The 15,508-nt window shown below is 54.6% G+C and carries 15 protein-coding genes; 7 read left to right on the forward strand and 8 right to left on the reverse strand.

Annotated features, from left to right (window positions below; all coding sequences use genetic code 11):
- Positions 1–2: 2 nt before the first annotated feature.
- The 4 genes from LAO76_08375 to LAO76_08390 all read right to left on the reverse strand — a co-directional run bounded on the left by LAO76_08375 (position 3) and on the right by LAO76_08390 (position 4,892).
- Positions 3–848 carry an SDR family oxidoreductase gene (locus LAO76_08375; GenBank protein ID MBZ5490932.1) on the reverse strand — a complete coding sequence of 282 codons (846 nt, stop codon included), beginning with the start codon at positions 846–848 and terminating at the stop codon, positions 3–5.
- A 106-nt stretch (positions 849–954) separates the two neighbouring features.
- On the reverse strand, positions 955–1,809 hold the full coding sequence (locus LAO76_08380) for a CoA transferase (protein ID MBZ5490933.1): 855 nt from the start codon (positions 1,807–1,809) through the stop codon (positions 955–957).
- A gap of 187 nt (positions 1,810–1,996) precedes the next feature.
- Positions 1,997–3,517, reverse strand: a complete 1,521-nt coding sequence (locus LAO76_08385; GenBank protein ID MBZ5490934.1) for an insulinase family protein — start codon at positions 3,515–3,517, stop codon at positions 1,997–1,999.
- 10 nt (positions 3,518–3,527) lie between these two features.
- Positions 3,528–4,892, reverse strand: coding sequence for an insulinase family protein (locus LAO76_08390; GenBank protein ID MBZ5490935.1), 1,365 nt, complete (start codon positions 4,890–4,892; stop codon positions 3,528–3,530).
- Between the two features lie 223 nt (positions 4,893–5,115).
- Between LAO76_08390 and LAO76_08395 the strand changes: the two genes are divergently transcribed.
- On the forward strand, positions 5,116–6,435 hold the full coding sequence (locus LAO76_08395) for a Xaa-Pro peptidase family protein (protein ID MBZ5490936.1): 1,320 nt from the start codon (positions 5,116–5,118) through the stop codon (positions 6,433–6,435).
- A 52-nt stretch (positions 6,436–6,487) separates the two neighbouring features.
- Here the strand turns inward: LAO76_08395 and LAO76_08400 are convergent, their stop codons facing one another.
- Positions 6,488–7,222, reverse strand: coding sequence for a hypothetical protein (locus LAO76_08400; GenBank protein ID MBZ5490937.1), 735 nt, complete (start codon positions 7,220–7,222; stop codon positions 6,488–6,490).
- A gap of 135 nt (positions 7,223–7,357) precedes the next feature.
- Between LAO76_08400 and LAO76_08405 the strand changes: the two genes are divergently transcribed.
- Positions 7,358–8,785, forward strand: coding sequence for an NADP-dependent isocitrate dehydrogenase (locus tag LAO76_08405; GenBank protein ID MBZ5490938.1), 1,428 nt, complete (start codon positions 7,358–7,360; stop codon positions 8,783–8,785).
- Between the two features lie 29 nt (positions 8,786–8,814).
- Positions 8,815–9,741 carry a malate dehydrogenase gene (gene mdh / locus LAO76_08410; GenBank protein MBZ5490939.1) on the forward strand — a complete coding sequence of 309 codons (927 nt, stop codon included), beginning with the start codon at positions 8,815–8,817 and terminating at the stop codon, positions 9,739–9,741.
- 54 nt (positions 9,742–9,795) lie between these two features.
- On the opposite strand, the gene LAO76_08415 is transcribed toward mdh, so the two are convergent.
- The 3 genes from LAO76_08415 to LAO76_08425 are packed head-to-tail and all read right to left on the reverse strand — an operon-like array spanning position 9,796 to position 11,727.
- Positions 9,796–10,365, reverse strand: coding sequence for a hypothetical protein (locus LAO76_08415; protein MBZ5490940.1), 570 nt, complete (start codon positions 10,363–10,365; stop codon positions 9,796–9,798).
- 12 nt (positions 10,366–10,377) lie between these two features.
- Positions 10,378–10,905 carry a peptidylprolyl isomerase gene (locus tag LAO76_08420; GenBank protein MBZ5490941.1) on the reverse strand — a complete coding sequence of 176 codons (528 nt, stop codon included), beginning with the start codon at positions 10,903–10,905 and terminating at the stop codon, positions 10,378–10,380.
- 48 nt (positions 10,906–10,953) lie between these two features.
- The gene (locus tag LAO76_08425) at positions 10,954–11,727 is read right to left on the reverse strand and encodes a peptidylprolyl isomerase (protein MBZ5490942.1); all 774 of its coding nucleotides are present in this window, start codon (positions 11,725–11,727) and stop codon (positions 10,954–10,956) included.
- Positions 11,728–12,004: 277 nt separating this feature from the next.
- Here LAO76_08425 and LAO76_08430 point away from each other — a divergent pair, with 277 nt between their 5' ends.
- The 4 genes from LAO76_08430 to LAO76_08445 all read left to right on the forward strand — a co-directional run bounded on the left by LAO76_08430 (position 12,005) and on the right by LAO76_08445 (position 15,218).
- Positions 12,005–12,571, forward strand: coding sequence for an RNA polymerase sigma factor (locus LAO76_08430; GenBank protein MBZ5490943.1), 567 nt, complete (start codon positions 12,005–12,007; stop codon positions 12,569–12,571).
- A complete protein-coding gene (locus tag LAO76_08435) occupies positions 12,544–13,386 on the forward strand; it encodes a zf-HC2 domain-containing protein (GenBank protein ID MBZ5490944.1) in 843 nt (280 codons plus the stop codon). Before LAO76_08430 ends, LAO76_08435 begins: the two co-directional genes overlap by 28 nt.
- A gap of 59 nt (positions 13,387–13,445) precedes the next feature.
- Positions 13,446–14,357: a hypothetical protein gene (locus tag LAO76_08440; GenBank protein ID MBZ5490945.1), complete on the forward strand. Its 912-nt coding sequence runs from the start codon at positions 13,446–13,448 to the stop codon at positions 14,355–14,357.
- 93 nt (positions 14,358–14,450) lie between these two features.
- Positions 14,451–15,218 (forward strand): DUF4097 family beta strand repeat-containing protein, encoded by a 768-nt coding sequence (locus tag LAO76_08445; protein MBZ5490946.1) that lies wholly within the window; start codon positions 14,451–14,453, stop codon positions 15,216–15,218.
- The last annotated feature ends 290 nt before the right edge of the window (positions 15,219–15,508 follow it).

A 15,508-nucleotide genomic window follows, 5' to 3' on the forward strand; every position in this document is an offset into this window, starting at 1 on the left:
CCCTAGCCTTTCTTCTTCGGCTTCATCATTTGCCACTGCTCTTCCGTCAGCATATCGCCCATATGCCCGAACTCGCTTGCGCCTTTGAGTTGCTCGCCGCCGTCCATAACGATTTGTTCTCCGTTCACGTAGCCTGATCGGTCGCTCAGCACAAAGGCCGCCAGGTCGGCCAGCTCTTCATGCGTGCCAAAACGTCCCAGAGGATTTTTCTTCTTTGCGATTTCTTCCAGGGATTTCACGGGCATCAACCGCGAGAATGCGCCTTCTGTCGGGACCGGACCGGGCGCGATGGCGTTAAATCGAATTCCGTATTTCCCCCACTCCACCGCGAGGCTGCGCGTCATGTTCAACACGCCCGCCTTGGCCACCGACGAAGGCACCACATAAGGCGAGCCCCACTGGGCGTACGTGGTGGTGATGCTCAGGACGCTGGCTTTGCGCTTTTCTTTGATCCACCGCTTGCCGCACGCCATGGTGCAATGAAGCGTGCCCATGAGCACGATTCCGATCACAGCTTCAAACGCTCCAATGGAAAGCTCTTCTGTGCGGCAGAGAAAATTACCGGCAGCGTTGTTCACCAGCGCGTCCAGCGGCCCATCTTGCCAGATCTCGTCGATCATGGCATTGACTCGCTGATTATCGCGAACATCGCAGGAAAACGTCTTCACCGTCCCGCCAGTAGCTTTGCTTAGCTCATCGGCGGCTTCCGTAAGCACGTCTTCGCGCCGTCCGCAGATGTATAGCGATGCGCCCAGTTCAAGGAAGCGTTTGCCCATGCTCTTGCCCAGGCCGGTTGCCCCGCCGGTGACCAGAATTCTCTTGCCTGCGAGTAAGTTCTTTTCAAACACAGGTGTTTGTCCTTCTTCTTAATAGAGTGTCGAAACATCGTACATGGCAGATGGGCTTACTTGCCAGCGCGACGACCCGGCCGCGGACGCTGCGAATACCAAACTTTCATCCTGCCTCTCGCACCGCGACCAGCGGCAGGTCGAGTTCCGCCGCCCATTTTTCCCAGGACGCGGCTTTGCGTTGGAGAAAGATGCGTTCAAGTGCTGTGCGGTCCGCTTTCTTGAGGCCAAGTTCAGACAGCAGCTTTTGCGCAAAATGCGGCTCCAGCGCCGCTACGGCAATCCATCCATCGTTGGTCCGATAAAAACCATAAAGCGGGTACGCTCCTCCCAGCAATCCGTTGGACGTTGTAAGACCGGCTTTGAGCGGCATCGCCAGATCGCGCGCGCATTCATGAAGGGAAACCCACGCGCAGCCTGCCTCGCCTTTGCGCGCCGATCGATTCAGAAGCGCCAGCGCCATGCTTACAGCCCTTTCAGCACCCGCAAGGTCGATAAACAAAGTTGGCGGCATCTGCGGCGGCCGCACCAGCCCCAAATCACACTGATAGGTCAGATCGTGGCCGGTACGCTCCTGGTGTGGAGCAGGGTATCCAATGATCCCTACAAAACACAGCTTGGGATGGCGAGCATGCAGACTTTCCCAATCCAGCCGCAGCCTCTGCAATGCCGACGGACGAAATGACGCGAGCAACAAGTCCGCCTTCGCCAGCAAATCATCCAGCTCTGCGCGTCCTTCCGGAGATTTAAGATCCAGGCGCAATACCGTTTGCCCTTGGCAGAGCGATTCGTACAATGCTGGCGCAGCGATCTTGGTGGCGTCTCCAGTCGGTGGCTCGACTTTAGTGACCTCAGCCCCAAGCTTGGTCAGGCGCGCCGCTGTCACAGGCCCGGGAACATTCAGCGCCAGGCTTACGATCTTTACTCCCTGCAAGAGAGTCGTATTATCACTCGTGGTCATGCTGTACTTTCTCCCTGAGTCTCAAGCGAAGCAAAAGATTGCAATGATCATAGAAACAGAATCGGAGCTGCAATGAAAACGCTATTTGTTCCTACGCATTTTTAAGGTAACAGTAGGGTACCCTCGCTCTCGGGTTGTAAAAAAGCCCGGATTGCTCCGGGCTTTGCCTGGGGGAGGGCAGTTCGACTTACTTTGTGCCGGGCGCTGCATCTTGTTTGGCTTCTGCTGGCTTGGCTTCCACGGGCTTGCCTTCCGCGTCGTACACTTCAACAGTCCCGTACTTGGCCACCGCGTCGCGCACCTGCTTGGCATCGCCCACCACTACAACCTGCAAATGGTCCAGATCAACATACTTTCGCGCCATCCGCTGGACTGTGTCAGCGTCCACCTTGGCCAACTCGTCTGAGTAATGGTCCCAATAGTCCTTGCTCAGGCCGTAATACTTCACCGCCATCCAACTGTTGACGATTCCCGCCGGGTTCTCCAGGGACAGCGCAAAGCTGGAGATGATAGAGCGCTTGGATTCTTCCAGTTCGCCCTGGGGAACTTTCTCGTCCCGCAGCCGCTTGAACTCATACATCAGCTCATGCAGTGATCCGTCAGTCACTGCGTTGCGCACTTCTGTATTGGCCACAAACGACCCGGGATAGAGATCGCTGCTCACTCGGCTGTAAGCCCCGTAGGTGTAGCCCTTTTCTTCGCGAAGATTGGAAAAGAGTCGCGCCGCCGCTCCGCCGCCCAGAATGCGGTTCATCACGACCAGTGGGATATAGTCAGGATCAGACCGTTTAAGCGAAAGCCCTCCGGCAAGGATGTTGCTCTGCACTGATCCAGGCCGGTCCACCAGAATGGTCTTTGCTGAAGTGAGCGCCGGCACAGTCCCAATGCCGGGCGCATCGATGGGATGGTTTTTCCACGCGCCAAAGTATTTTTTTGCCAGCTCGGTTGCCTGTGCAACCGTTATGTCACCGGACACGGCGAAAATGGCATTGTTGGGCGCATAGTATTTATCGTGAAAGCCTTTCAATATTTCCGGTGAGGCTTTCTTCAGAGAGTCGGACGTAGGCGACAGCACCGCTGCGGCAAATTCGCCATAGACCGCGCGGTTGAAACGTTCGCGCGCCAGAAAGGCAGCATTCGAGCGCATCTGAATCAGCCGTGCGCCTTCCCGCCGTTGATATTTCTGCAACTCGTCGGCGGGGAAGCTGGGATTAAGCACGATGTCGCTCATGATGTCCATCAGCTTGTCGGCCGATTGGCTCAGACCAGACGACGTGATGGTGGTCACGTTTGAGCCAAAAGCGGCATCAGCATTAAATGTGGCCCCCATCTCGTCCAGGTCAGTGGCGATCTGCGTGCTATTTCGTTTTGCGGTGCCATCGCGGAGCAACTCGGCAGTGAATGATGCGAGGCCGGGCATATCTTTCGGATCAGAGAGCGCGCCTGATTTGATCCACAGGCTGAAATAGACGGTTGGCAGGCGGTGCTGCTCAAGCACCATCATGGTGAGGCCGTTAGGCAGAGCTACTTCCACCGGGTGCGGCAACTTCACCTTTAAAATCTCATTGTTTACCGGCGCCTTATTGAGCCGCTGCACTTTGGAAGGCAACTGCTTGCTGTCGGGCCCCGGCCCTTGCGGCTGCTGTGCGAACAAACCAGCTGTAAACAGGAAAAGCGCGAAATTGAGTGTCAGTATTTTCTTCAGCATGGTTTTCTCCTTACCGCATTCCTGCCGCGCCGGAAACCGCACCACGGGCCTCAGGGACAGTGATCACAACAGCACGATGAGCGGACACCAGATACTTTTGCGCTGCCTGCTTTACCTGCTCGGCGGTGACAGCCGCCAGCTTCTCATATGCGCTATTGATCAGATTGGGTTCGTTGTACCAGACCGTCTGTGTGCCAATCAGGTTTGCCATCCCCAGAACTGAAGCGCGCGTCTGGATCGACTGCCGGAGGAAAATGGTGCGTACTTTCTGCATCTCCTGCGGTGTGGGGCCATCTTTCTTGATGGCTTCAATTTCATCGTCGATGGCTTTTTCCAGGTCCTCTACCTTCACACCGGGTCGCGGAAACCCGCCCACGTTGAACAGGCTGGGACCCCGCCTCGACTGAAAACCGGCATTGACGTTCAGCGCCAGTTGCTTCTCAGAAATCAGATGCTGGTAGAAGCGCGAGCTGCGGCCATCAGAAAGTAAGGCTGCAAGGACGCGCAGAATGTACGTGTCAGGCGTATTTCCCGGAGGAGCGAGGTATACGGCGCGGTACTGGGGAAGACGTGCCAGCGGATCGTTGAGCGTCTTGCGCCTTTCCTTGTCGTGCTCCGGCTCTTTCATATCGACGGCAGGCGGCGCCGGTTGCCGCGGAATGCTGCCGAAGTATTTCTTCACCTTCGCCAGCGTCTCTTTCGGATCAAGATCCCCGGTCAGCACCAACACCACGTTGTTCGGCGCGTAATAAATGCGGAAGAAGTCTTTTACGTCGTCCAGCGTAGCGGCGTTCAGGTCGTCCATGGAGCCGATTACCGAATGATGGTAGGCGAAATTGTCATACGCCATGGCTTCCAGCTCTTCAAACGATTTGCCATAAGGCTGGTTATCCACTCGCAGGCGGCGTTCTTCCTGCACGGCGTTGCGCTGGTTGTCCAGGTTCGCCTGGGTAATGTTCAGCGCCTTCATCCTGTCCGATTCCAAAAACAATGCCATGTCGAGCTGGTTCTTCGGTAGCTCTTCAAAATAGTTAGTCTGGTCGTTGTTGGTGCTGCCGTTGAGGGAGCCGCCGTAGTTCTGGACCAGCAGCATGTGCTCGCCTTTTCCGACATTGGCGGAGCCTTCAAACATCATGTGCTCGAATAGATGGGCGAATCCCGTGCGCCCCTGCTTTTCATTGCGCGAACCGGTATTGTAGGTGAGAGAGATGGCGATCACGGGGGCTGTGTGCTCGGGAACGATGATCACCCGCAAGCCATTATCAAGCGTGGTATCCGTGAATTCCACTTTGGGAAGTTTCGATTGCGCAAAAGTTGCCGTGGCCAGAGAGAGCAGCAACCCACACAGCAACGGCTTGATACGTGCACTTTTCACAAAACACCTCATTATTGGAATCAAAAAGAAGGACGCATCGGAAGACGCATAAGGTTCTGCGAAACCGGGCAGAAAATCAACTAAAAAATGTTCTTACCGTACGGCTGGGACGGAATGCATTCATGCTGGTCGGCATTGGGGACGCTAGTCTGGCCACGTGGGGAGATAAACGTTACGTCGCATGGTAAAATCCGCCCTGCGTTTACTGGAGAAATGAATGGGCATGCGAAAACTAGCCTTACTGATATGTTCGTGGATGTTGGTTGCGGGCATCTATGCCAACGCAACTGAACGCCAGAACAATGCGGACTACCATGCTCGTCGGGTAGCACTGGCCAAACAGATGGAAGGCGGCACTCTCGTCCTGTTTGCTCCCACTGAGGCTGAAGGCCCCAATAACCTTTACGGCTTTCGCCAGGACGATAACTTCTTTTATCTCACCGGATGGCTGGAACCCGGCGCGGCGCTGCTCATCAATTCCAATCCTTACGTCGAGATTCTTTTTCTGGCTGAGCACAACGTAACCCAGGAAAAATGGACTGGCCCCAAGCTCGGCCCGGAAAACCCTCAAGCGCCGCAGCAGACTGGCTTTGACAAGGTCGAGAGCCTGGACAAGATGCATGATGAGTTGCTCAAGCTTCTGCCTCAGCCTCGCGCAACTGTTTATTCCGATCTTGGCGCCAACGGCGCGACGACGGCCTCAACTGGCCCGCTGGAATGGCTGCGTCGCGGTAACTCATTCCCAAATTACGTTTCTTTCAAGGACGCCAAGCCGCTGATCGCCCGCCTGCGCACCGTTAAAGATGCCGGCGAGCTGAAGATGATTAGTCGGGCGTCAGACGCTTCAGTCGCCGCTCACCTTGCCGCATTGAAAGCTATTCATGCCGGCGTCAATGAACGTGAGATTTCCGCGCTGATGCAGTATGAATTTGGCAAGCGCGGCTGTGAGCGTCCTGCTTACGCGCCTATTGTTGGATCAGGGTTCTTCTCCACTGTTCTGCACTATTCCGCTGATGACCGCACCATGCAGGATGGAGACCTAGTTGTAATGGACGTAGGCGGCGAGTATTCGATGTACGCCACCGATATCACGCGGACAGCCCCTGTCAATGGCAAGTTCACCGCCCGCCAACGCGAGATTTACAACATTGTTCTGGCTTCGCAGGAAGCGGCGATGCAGGCGTTCCAGGCGGGAAAATCCAAGCTCCCCACCAGCCGCACCGATCCAGATTCACTGTACAAAATCGCTTTTGACTACATCAATACGCACGGCAAAGATCTTCATGGCGAGCCGCTGGGCAAATACTTCATCCACGGTCTGGGACACCACGTGGGGCTCAACGTCCATGATGCGAACGATCCTTCTATGCCGATTGACAAAGGCATGGTGTTCACGCTGGAGCCTGGTATCTATATTCCGGAAGAAAAGCTCGGCGTCCGCATTGAAGATATATTTGCCGTGGGCCAGGACGGCAAACTCATCATGCTCAGCCATGGCCTGCCGCGCACCGCCGACGAAGTTGAAAAAGCGATGGCGAAGTAAAGATAGGACTTGTGGACCGCAGGCGCCCCGCCTGCGGCTTGCAAAGACAACTCTACTTGATCGCAACCGCCAGCGTGTCATGGTGTTCGCGGATGAACCGACGCAGGTATGGGCCGATCTGGCTGGGAGCGTCAAATCCCGCGGCTTTCGCCGCTGCTTCCTGGTCTTTCGGTAAAGCGTCGGCGCTCTCAGCGTAATGTTTCAAGTCGCGGAACACGCCGATGGTGAAGATGTCCCACGCTGCTCCCTGATCGCGCACAAAGATGAAATTTTCCGCCTGCTTCAAGACTTTCGAATAGGCATTTTCCATCTCGCGCTCTTTATATAGTTCGGCAAATTTACCCGGCAGAGCTACAAACATCTCAACGTGAAAGAACGCCCCATCGGCAAAGGCCTTTCGCAGGTCGGCCAGGGGTGGTCCGTAGGCAAACAAGTCTTCCTGCCACGCAATCTGTTCTTTAAATTTGTCGTCGAGCTTTGCGGCCTGCTGCGCTTGCTGCCTCTTGGCGATTCGCGCCGGCTGGTAATACTCCGCGTAGCTGCCAACAGGGAAGAGCACCATCAGGTCCCAATGATCGCCCTGGCTGTGTCGCATCCATAGCGGTGCTTCGTCTCCGGCCTGTTTCAACTCTGCTGCGCGCGCTTTGTAGAGGTCGATCAGGTCCAGCAATCTTCCCGGCGCGGCCTGTACCAGCGTGACTTTATAGAGATAAGGATTGTCGGCAGCGCGTGCCGCTTGGGCAAGAAACGAGCATAGGACGAGCAGAAACACAGCTTGTTTGCGCATTCAGGGTAACTCTCTTTCATGGAATTGGAAAAATGCCGTCAGTGCCGCTGTGATCAGTGTCACAGCGTTTGCGCCATCTCCGCTGCGATGGTAACGTAAGAAGTTTGCATTGTGAATGTATTTCGGGGAGGAAGCATGGCGTCATCTTATAACGGGGTTCCACTGCCGGCAGGCGGCAGCCCCATTACTTACAGCGGCGGCAAGATGCAGGTTCCGGATAATCCAATCATCCCTTACATTGAAGGTGACGGCACGGGCCGCGACATATGGGCCGCATCTGTTCGTGTGTTCGATGGCGCTGTGGAGAAAGCTTACGGCGGCAAGCGCAAGATTCACTGGTATGAAATCTTTGCTGGTGAGAAGGCGTTTACTAAATTCAAAGATTGGCTGCCGCAAGGCTCGGTTGACGCGGCGCGTGATCTCCATGTTTCCATCAAAGGCCCGCTCACCACGCCTATTGGCGGTGGCATTCGTTCGCTGAACGTCGCCTTGCGGCAGATCATGGACCTTTATGCATGTATTCGTCCCGTACGCTATTACTCAGGCGTGCCTTCGCCGGTAAAGCATCCTGACCAGCTTAACGTGATCATCTTTCGCGAAAACACTGAAGATGTTTACGCGGGAATCGAATGGAAGCAGGGAACGCCTGAAGTAAAAAAGCTGATCGATTATCTCAACAACACCATGCTGGCCGGGACCAAAAAGCACATCCGCGAAGATTCCGGCATCGGCATCAAGCCGATTTCCATCTTCGGCACCAAGCGCCTAGTGCGCATGGCGATCCAGCACGCGGTCAAGAACAAGCGCCGTTCCGTGACTCTGGTACACAAAGGCAACATCCAGAAATTTACTGAGGGCGCATTCCGCGAGTGGGGTTATGAAGTAGCGCGCGACGAATTCCGCGACCTGATTGTCACAGAGCGCGAGAGCTGGATTCTGGATAACAAAGATAGGAATCCAAACCTGAGCATTGAGCAGAACGCCGCGATGGTCGAGCCCGGAATGGACTTTGCGCCTGCCAGTTTCAGGCAGGAAGTTGAGGCCGAAGTAAAGCATGTGCTCGATTCGCTCGCTAAATCGCACGGCAATGGCGAGTGGAAAAAGAAGATCATGGTCAATGACCGCATTGCTGACTCGATCTTCCAGCAGGTCATCATCCGTCCGGCGGAGTATGACATTCTGGCGACGCCCAACCTGAATGGCGACTATATCTCTGACGCCTGTGCGGCTCAGGTCGGCGGGCTGGGAATCGCCCCGGGAGCCAACGTAGGCGATCAGCACGCTGTTTTTGAAGCCACACACGGTACGGCGCCAAAGTATGCAGATAAAGACGTGATCAATCCGGGATCAGTGATTCTTTCCGGCGTAATGATGCTCGATTACCTTGGCTGGTCAGAAGCCGCGCGCATGATTGAAACCTCTCTGGAAGCAACGATCCAACAGAAGTTCGTCACGTATGACTTTGAGCGTCTGATGCCAGGCTCCACCAAGGTAAAAACCAGCGAGTTTGCCAAGCACATGGTTGAAAACATGGTTGACCGGCGCAAGAAAACAGCAGTGTAGATTTCATAAAAATTCAGGAAGGAATTGGAATGCGCAAAAAAGTGACGATTGTAGGTGGAGGAAACGTGGGCGCGACGTGCGCTCACTGGGTGGCGTCAAAAGAGCTGGCCAATGTTGTTTTGATTGACGTGCTGGAAGGCGTGCCTCAGGGCAAAGGTCTGGACCTGCTGGAAGCGATGCCGATTGAGAAACGCGATTCTTACGTGATGGGCACGAACGATTATGCCGACACTGCGAACTCTGACATTGTGGTGATCACCGCTGGAATCGCTCGCAAGCCGGGCATGAGCCGCGACGACCTGCTCAACACGAACTACAAGATCATGCAGGACGTGATCGCCAAAGTTGTTGCCAACTCGCCCAACTGCATCCTGATCGTGGTTTCCAACCCGCTGGATGCGATGTCACAGGCGGCATTCAAGCTGAGCAAGTTTTCCCGCAATCGCGTCATCGGAATGGCGGGCGTGCTGGATTCAGCGCGCTTCCGCACTTTTATCGCACAAGAACTGAACGTAAGCGTGGAGAACGTGACGGCGTTTGTGCTCGGCGGTCATGGTGACACTATGGTGCCGCTGGCGCGATACTCCACCGTTGCCGGTATCCCGATCACGGAATTGATCCCCAAAGACCGGCTTGACGCCATCATCCAGCGCACGCGCGACGGCGGCGCGGAGATCGTGAAATATTTGAAGACTGGCAGCGCTTATTACGCTCCATCCGCTGCGGCCACGGAGATGGTTGAAGCCATTCTCAAGGACAAGAAAAAGATCCTGCCCTGCGCCGTCCATCTTGAGGGCGAATACGGCATTAAAGGCCTCTTTGTCGGCGTGCCGTGCAAGCTGGGAGCTAACGGCCTGGAGCAGATCATTGAAATTAAGCTCACGGCAGAGGAGCAAGCCGCCTTGCAGAAGAGCGCCGATTCCGTGACTGAGTTGGTGAAGGTGATCGGGGTCTAAACTCTTAAGGATGTCCAAACGCCGGTGCGCAATGCACCGGCTTTTTTATGCTGATTATTCCAGGGAATCCGGGTCGGGAAAGGCATTTGCCTCGTGATCGAACCCTTCCACATAGGATTCGATGATGTGAGCAACCACCGTTTCCAGGATCAAAGGCAGGTCCCACCGGGAGACAATAAATGCATGTTCTTTCAAGTGAAGGGCAGGAAGATGGTTGCTTGCCAGCGCCTTCTGCAGTCCTAAGGGCGTTGCGACAAAATATTTGTAGACAATTCTGTGCTCATTTTCTACGTCTCTGGCCTCGAGAAAGAAATGATCGTAAAACGTTGCTGGATCGGCTGGGCCGCTAAGCAGATCGGTTTTTTCAAAATAATAATTATGAAATTCCGGCCTGTTGTACCTGCCGTCCGGATCGCGGGTGAGCTCAGGTAGATAGATGGGAAAGGGAAGCTCGGCCCCAATTACGGCAGGCTGCCTTGCTTGTTTTTGGTCGTCTTCTACGGGACCGCCTGTGCTGATAGGAGCAGGAATTGGGATTGACTCGCCATGGGAAGATAGCTTCCGGCCAAGGAAGAGCAGCAGTAAAAATGCTACGACAAAGATGACAATCTTGACCGGATCCATGCTGGGCCGTTGCTAGGTGCGCTCAATTGTGATGGAGTTGATCACCACCGGCGTCACGGGCTTGTCCTGAGCACCCTTTTTTACTTTAGAGATTTTGTCTGCAATGTCCTGGCCTTCCACCACTTCGCCAAAGATCGTGTGATTGCCTGTGAGCCATGGCGTAGCGGCGACGGTGATAAAAAACTGGCTGCCATTTGTTCCCGGGCCGGCGTTGGCCATGGCCAGCTTGCCTGCTTTATCGAATTTATAAGGCGAGCCTTTGGTTTCATCGCCGAATTTGTACCCCGGGCCGCCCATTCCGGTGCCGCTGGGATCACCGCCCTGAATCATGAAGTCTGGAATTACGCGGTGAAAAATTGTGCCGCTGTAAAGCGGGCCATCACCACTTTTGCCGCTCACGCTGTCTTTCCAGCTTCGCTTGCCTTCGGCAAGGTCGGTAAAGTTCTTAGTGGTAATGGGCGCTTCTTTCTCAAAAAGTCGGCAAACAATCTTGCCTTCAGTAGTATCAAAGATCGCGTATGTGCCTGGCTGGCGTGCCATAGAGTGTTCCTTTCGAAAATATTTATAAGTAGCAGGTCAACGTCTTACTTATTTCTTGGGCGTTGCAGGTGCTTTTGTGCCGGTCGACTTCTTGGCCGCTGGTTTTGCCCCGCCCGCCCCCACAATATCAATGTGCGAGATTTTTACCGGATTCTGGGGACGGCTATTGTTTCCAGTACATGTCATGCCGCCGCCACAAGGCATGCGGGCGATCTTCTTTACCAACTCCACGCTGGCTTCATCACACTGGCCAAAGATGGTATAGCCGCTGTTGGGCGGTCGGCGGCCACCCATGCACCCATTGGGGTCGAGGCATGGATTGAGGAAGGGAACTTCCTTCTCTGTAATAAAGAACTGCGAACTGTTGGTGTTCGGCCCGCGATTGGCCATGGCGAGCCGGCCCGGCTGGTCAAAGAGCAGGTCGGCGTGCAATTCATCTTCAAATTCAAAGCCAACGTCACCGCTTCCGGTTCCGGAAGGATCGCCGCCCTGGATCATGAATTCAGGAATCGTCCGATGAAAAATCACGCCGTCATAGAGGGGCTTGCCATGAACCGTGTTACCGGTTGCCGGGTCCTTCCAGGGCTTGGTGCCTTTGGCCAATCCCACAAAATTGGCTACGGCTTTGGGGGCCTGTGCAGGGAAAAGCGTGCACTTTAAATCGCCAGCGGTCGTATGGATGATAGCTGTGGGGGACGCCTTGGCCGGCGCTGCTTTGCCGGCATTCTTGACGGGCGCGGCTTTAGTCGGCGCTTTTGGCTTGCTCTGCGCCCCAGCGGCAAGACCCAAACACAGTAGAATCAACGCTGCACGAGTCACCATTCATCTCTCCTTGTATGAGCGTAACCGGATATTAGAAATGGAGAGGCGACAGTATGTAAAGGCTCTTTGGCGGGAAACCGCCGCAAGGCCGACCCGCGCGCCGAGCGGCATGCTTCAGGCGCATAAATGATCAAAGAGGAAGAGAATCTCGGGCGGGTGGGAGCAAAGCGACAGAAATCAATGGGAACCTTTTCTGCTGCCCTCAGTAATCATCCTTGAAAGGACAAATAACCGCCTGCCGCCGCCGATGGCCAACTCGATGTCCGACGAAGAACTTATGGCCCAGGTACGCAGTGGCGTTGGCGAGATGCTGGGCGTGTTATTTGAGCGCTATCACGTGCCTTTATTCAATTTTTACTTGAAGTTAACGGGAGAGAGAACGGTGAGTGAAGACCTGGTGCAGGAAGTCTTCTTCCGGATACTCAAGTATAGGCACAGCTATCGACCGGAAACGGCATTCCGGGCATGGATGTACCAGATTGCCCGCAACGCACGCGTTGACTTGCTGCGTAAGCGCCGGCCAGAAACGGCATTCGAGCCTGAGATGGCTCCGGCTATCGCGCCTGTGGATACGGCCCAGCAAAGCCAGGAGGCATTGTTGCTCCACAGCGCGCTCATGCAGATATCGGAAGACAAGCGCGAAGTTCTGGTCCTGAGCCGCTTCCAGGACCTTAAGTATGAAGAGATTGCTCAACTGCTCGGTTGCGAAGTCGCCACAGTGAAAACCCGAGTCCATCGCGCGCTGCAGGACTTGAAGGAAATATTTCAACAGCTTGAAAGCGGTAAAGCTTTACGCGGCAAGGGACGGCAGGGAAGATGGCCTGCGCCCGGGAGTGTGCAATGAACTGCGACGAAATTGGCGAACTTTTACCGGATTATCTGCAAGGCAGGCTCGACCCTGAGCATACGGGGGTGGTGGAAAAGCACCTGGCGGAGTGCGCCGAGTGCGGCCAAGAAGCTGCTTTGTGGCAGAAATTAGCCCAGTTGCCGGAAGAGCAGCCCAGTCCAGCGCTGGAATCGCGCTTTAAAGCGATGCTTGAGAGTTATCAGGAAGGTCGCTGGGAACGAAGCAGCTTGGCGGCGGAAAAGACAAAGGCTCCTGCCCCGATGTTGTGGGGGCTGGGCAACTGGAGACAACTGCCGGCAGCGGGGATTGTTTGGGCCTGCCTTTTTCTGGCATGCGGATATTTTATCGGCAAACATGCAGATCATGGCGCGAACCCAGAAGTACAGAAACAGCTGGCAGATCTGCAAGGCGAACTTGCCGCGACACGGCAGACGGTTGCGCTCTCAATGTTGCAGCAGCAGTCCGCCAGCCAGCGCCTGGAAGGCGTGAGCTGGACTACCCGTCTGCCTGAACCCGACCAGAAGGTGATGGGCGCATTAATGCACACCGTGCGCTTTGACAATAACGTGGACGTGCGTCTGGCCGCTCTGGATGCGCTGAGCCGCTATGCTGACCGGCCCGAGGTTCGTCGCGATCTGGCGGATGTGCTCCAGACCACGCAGTCGCCCATGGTGCAGGTGGCATTAATCGACCTGTTGGTGGACTTGCATGACAAGAGCGCAATGCCGCAACTCAGAAGAGTTCAGCAGGACCCGAACGTAAATCCCACGGTAAAGAAACGCGTGGATTGGGGAATCCAGCAGTTGAACTAGCTTTTATCCCGAGCGTAGCGAAAGATCGCTCTAGCTAAAAAGGATTGGAGGGAACCGTGATGAAACAGAAATTCCTTGCATTCATTTTGATGTATTCCGTTGGTTTGCTGTTCCTGCCTGCATTCGCCAGTGTGCTCCATGCATCTGGCGACGATGATGACTCTGATTCAAGCATGCGCCTCGAGGAGAAGGAGACGATTCGCAAGACCTTCAATCTTACCGCCGCCCACAAGATCCTGGAGATCGATAACATCTTTGGTTCGATTGAAGTGACAGGCGGACAGAGTGATCAGGTCCAACTGGTGGTCAATAAGACAATCTCTGCCGAGTCCAAAGACCGCATGGACGCTGCAAAGAAAGAAGTCACTCTGGACATTACGGATCAGCCGGATTTCTTAAAGCTCTACGTCAACGGGCCTTTCCGCTGCAAGTGTGAGAACGGCAATGATGGATGCACAAACTGGCACGGCGATCGCGGTTACAAAGTGAAGATGGATTTCCAGCTTCAGGTGCCGCGAAACATTGAAGTCAAGCTAAAGACAGTTAACTCAGGCCACGTCAATGTGCAGGATGTAACCGGCGATTTTTCCGTCCACAACGTGAATGGCGGCATTGATATGAAAAATGTCGCGGGCTCGGGCGTGGCGAAGACGGTCAATGGCCCCGTGAAGGTTTCATTCCGCGAAAACCCACGCGAAAAATCGGATTTTGCCACCATCAATGGCAACGTGGAACTCTATTTCGTCCGCGGGCTATCGGGCGACTTCCGTTTTAAGACCATGAACGGCGCAGTCTATAGCGATTTTGAAATGACATCACTGCCGGCGCAGCCGGTAAGCAGTGAACGATATGGGAGCAAGTTTGTGTTCAGGTCAGACCGATTTACCGGAGGCCGCGTCGGCTCCGGCGGGCCAGAAATAAAAGCAGAAAATTTAAATGGCGACATACGCGTTCTTGAGCGCCATGAATAAGCCAAGGAAAACTACCATATGAACTATTACTTTAAGTCTCATAAACGCATTATTTCGATCGCAGCCGCCGCCCTGTTCGCTTTGGCGCAGCCAATGTGGGCGCAGAATGATAATAAAGTAACTGTCCCCCTTACTGATCCGTCGCGTCCTGTGACGCTTCGTGCTCACCTGGTGAGCGGCAGCATCACCGTAAAAGGCGCAGACGTAAAAGAGGTGGTGGTGGAAGCGAAAGCGCGCGGAGACGAGGCACACACTGGCGGACGGGCTGAAGGCATGAAGCGTATTCCCATGACTTCTACCGGCCTGAACATTGAAGCGGAAAACAACAATGTGCGGGTGAGCACCGATTCCTATCAGCGGACGGTCGATCTGACGATCACCGTTCCAACCCATACCTCGGTTTCTTTGCATTCCGTGAACGATGGCAACATTGTGGTGAGCGGAGTTGATGGGGACCTTGATGTCAATAATGTGAATGGCGAAGTTGATTTGAAAAATGTCGGCGGCAGCGTGGTAGCGCACGCGTTGAACGGCCATGTGTTGGCGACCTTGAATCGTGTTGATCCGCAGAAACCCATGGCTTTCAGCTCACTCAATGGCGATATTGACGTCACGTTTCCGGCCGACCTGAAAGCCAATGTGAGCCTGCGCACTGATAATGGCGAGGTTTACAGTGACTTTGATGTGAAAGTGCAACCGACTGCTCCACAGCAGACCGTGGAAGATAATCGTGGCAAAGGCGGCAAGTATCGTGTGAAGATCGATAAAAATGTTCGCGGGACAATCAACGGAGGCGGCCAGGAAATCCAGTTCAAGAATTTCAATGGGAATATCTACATCAGAAAGGCCGGGGCAAAGTAGTAAAAATTCCCCGAACAAATGGCCGGGTGCACCTCCTATGGGTTTGTAACCGGCCTTGTTTTCCATACGATAAGATCCTGATAGATGTGCTGGCAGTTTTCGAATCGTGCTGAAGAATTTCTATCCCGCTGAATTACGCGTCCCTCCCTCGATACGCCATCCTGTCTATAACAACGACGGCGATGTCAAGGGCAAACGAAGGCGTCGACGCCCTCGGGTTAGGAGAAGCGCCATTTCGCTCTCGATGAAATTCTTCCAACTATTCACGAAACCAAGACCCGTACTCTTTC

Source organism: Terriglobia bacterium (assembly GCA_020072645.1).
Classification (GTDB): Bacteria; Acidobacteriota; Terriglobia; order Terriglobales; family Acidobacteriaceae; genus Angelobacter.

Bases quoted from the DNA above. Each gene is read 5' to 3' on its own strand.
- LAO76_08380 (MBZ5490933.1), bottom strand. From the start codon at position 1,809: ATGACCACGAGTGATAATACGACTCTCTTGCAGGGAGTAAAGATCGTA.
- LAO76_08385 (MBZ5490934.1), bottom strand. From the start codon at position 3,517: ATGCTGAAGAAAATACTGACACTCAATTTCGCGCTTTTCCTGTTTACA.
- LAO76_08395 (MBZ5490936.1), top strand. From the start codon at position 5,116: ATGCGAAAACTAGCCTTACTGATATGTTCGTGGATGTTGGTTGCGGGC.
- LAO76_08400 (MBZ5490937.1), bottom strand. From the start codon at position 7,222: ATGCGCAAACAAGCTGTGTTTCTGCTCGTCCTATGCTCGTTTCTTGCC.
- LAO76_08405 (MBZ5490938.1), top strand. From the start codon at position 7,358: ATGGCGTCATCTTATAACGGGGTTCCACTGCCGGCAGGCGGCAGCCCC.
- mdh (MBZ5490939.1), top strand. From the start codon at position 8,815: ATGCGCAAAAAAGTGACGATTGTAGGTGGAGGAAACGTGGGCGCGACG.
- LAO76_08415 (MBZ5490940.1), bottom strand. From the start codon at position 10,365: ATGGATCCGGTCAAGATTGTCATCTTTGTCGTAGCATTTTTACTGCTG.
- LAO76_08420 (MBZ5490941.1), bottom strand. From the start codon at position 10,905: ATGGCACGCCAGCCAGGCACATACGCGATCTTTGATACTACTGAAGGC.
- LAO76_08425 (MBZ5490942.1), bottom strand. From the start codon at position 11,727: ATGGTGACTCGTGCAGCGTTGATTCTACTGTGTTTGGGTCTTGCCGCT.
- LAO76_08430 (MBZ5490943.1), top strand. From the start codon at position 12,005: ATGGCCCAGGTACGCAGTGGCGTTGGCGAGATGCTGGGCGTGTTATTT.
- LAO76_08435 (MBZ5490944.1), top strand. From the start codon at position 12,544: ATGGCCTGCGCCCGGGAGTGTGCAATGAACTGCGACGAAATTGGCGAA.
- LAO76_08440 (MBZ5490945.1), top strand. From the start codon at position 13,446: ATGAAACAGAAATTCCTTGCATTCATTTTGATGTATTCCGTTGGTTTG.
- LAO76_08445 (MBZ5490946.1), top strand. From the start codon at position 14,451: ATGTGGGCGCAGAATGATAATAAAGTAACTGTCCCCCTTACTGATCCG.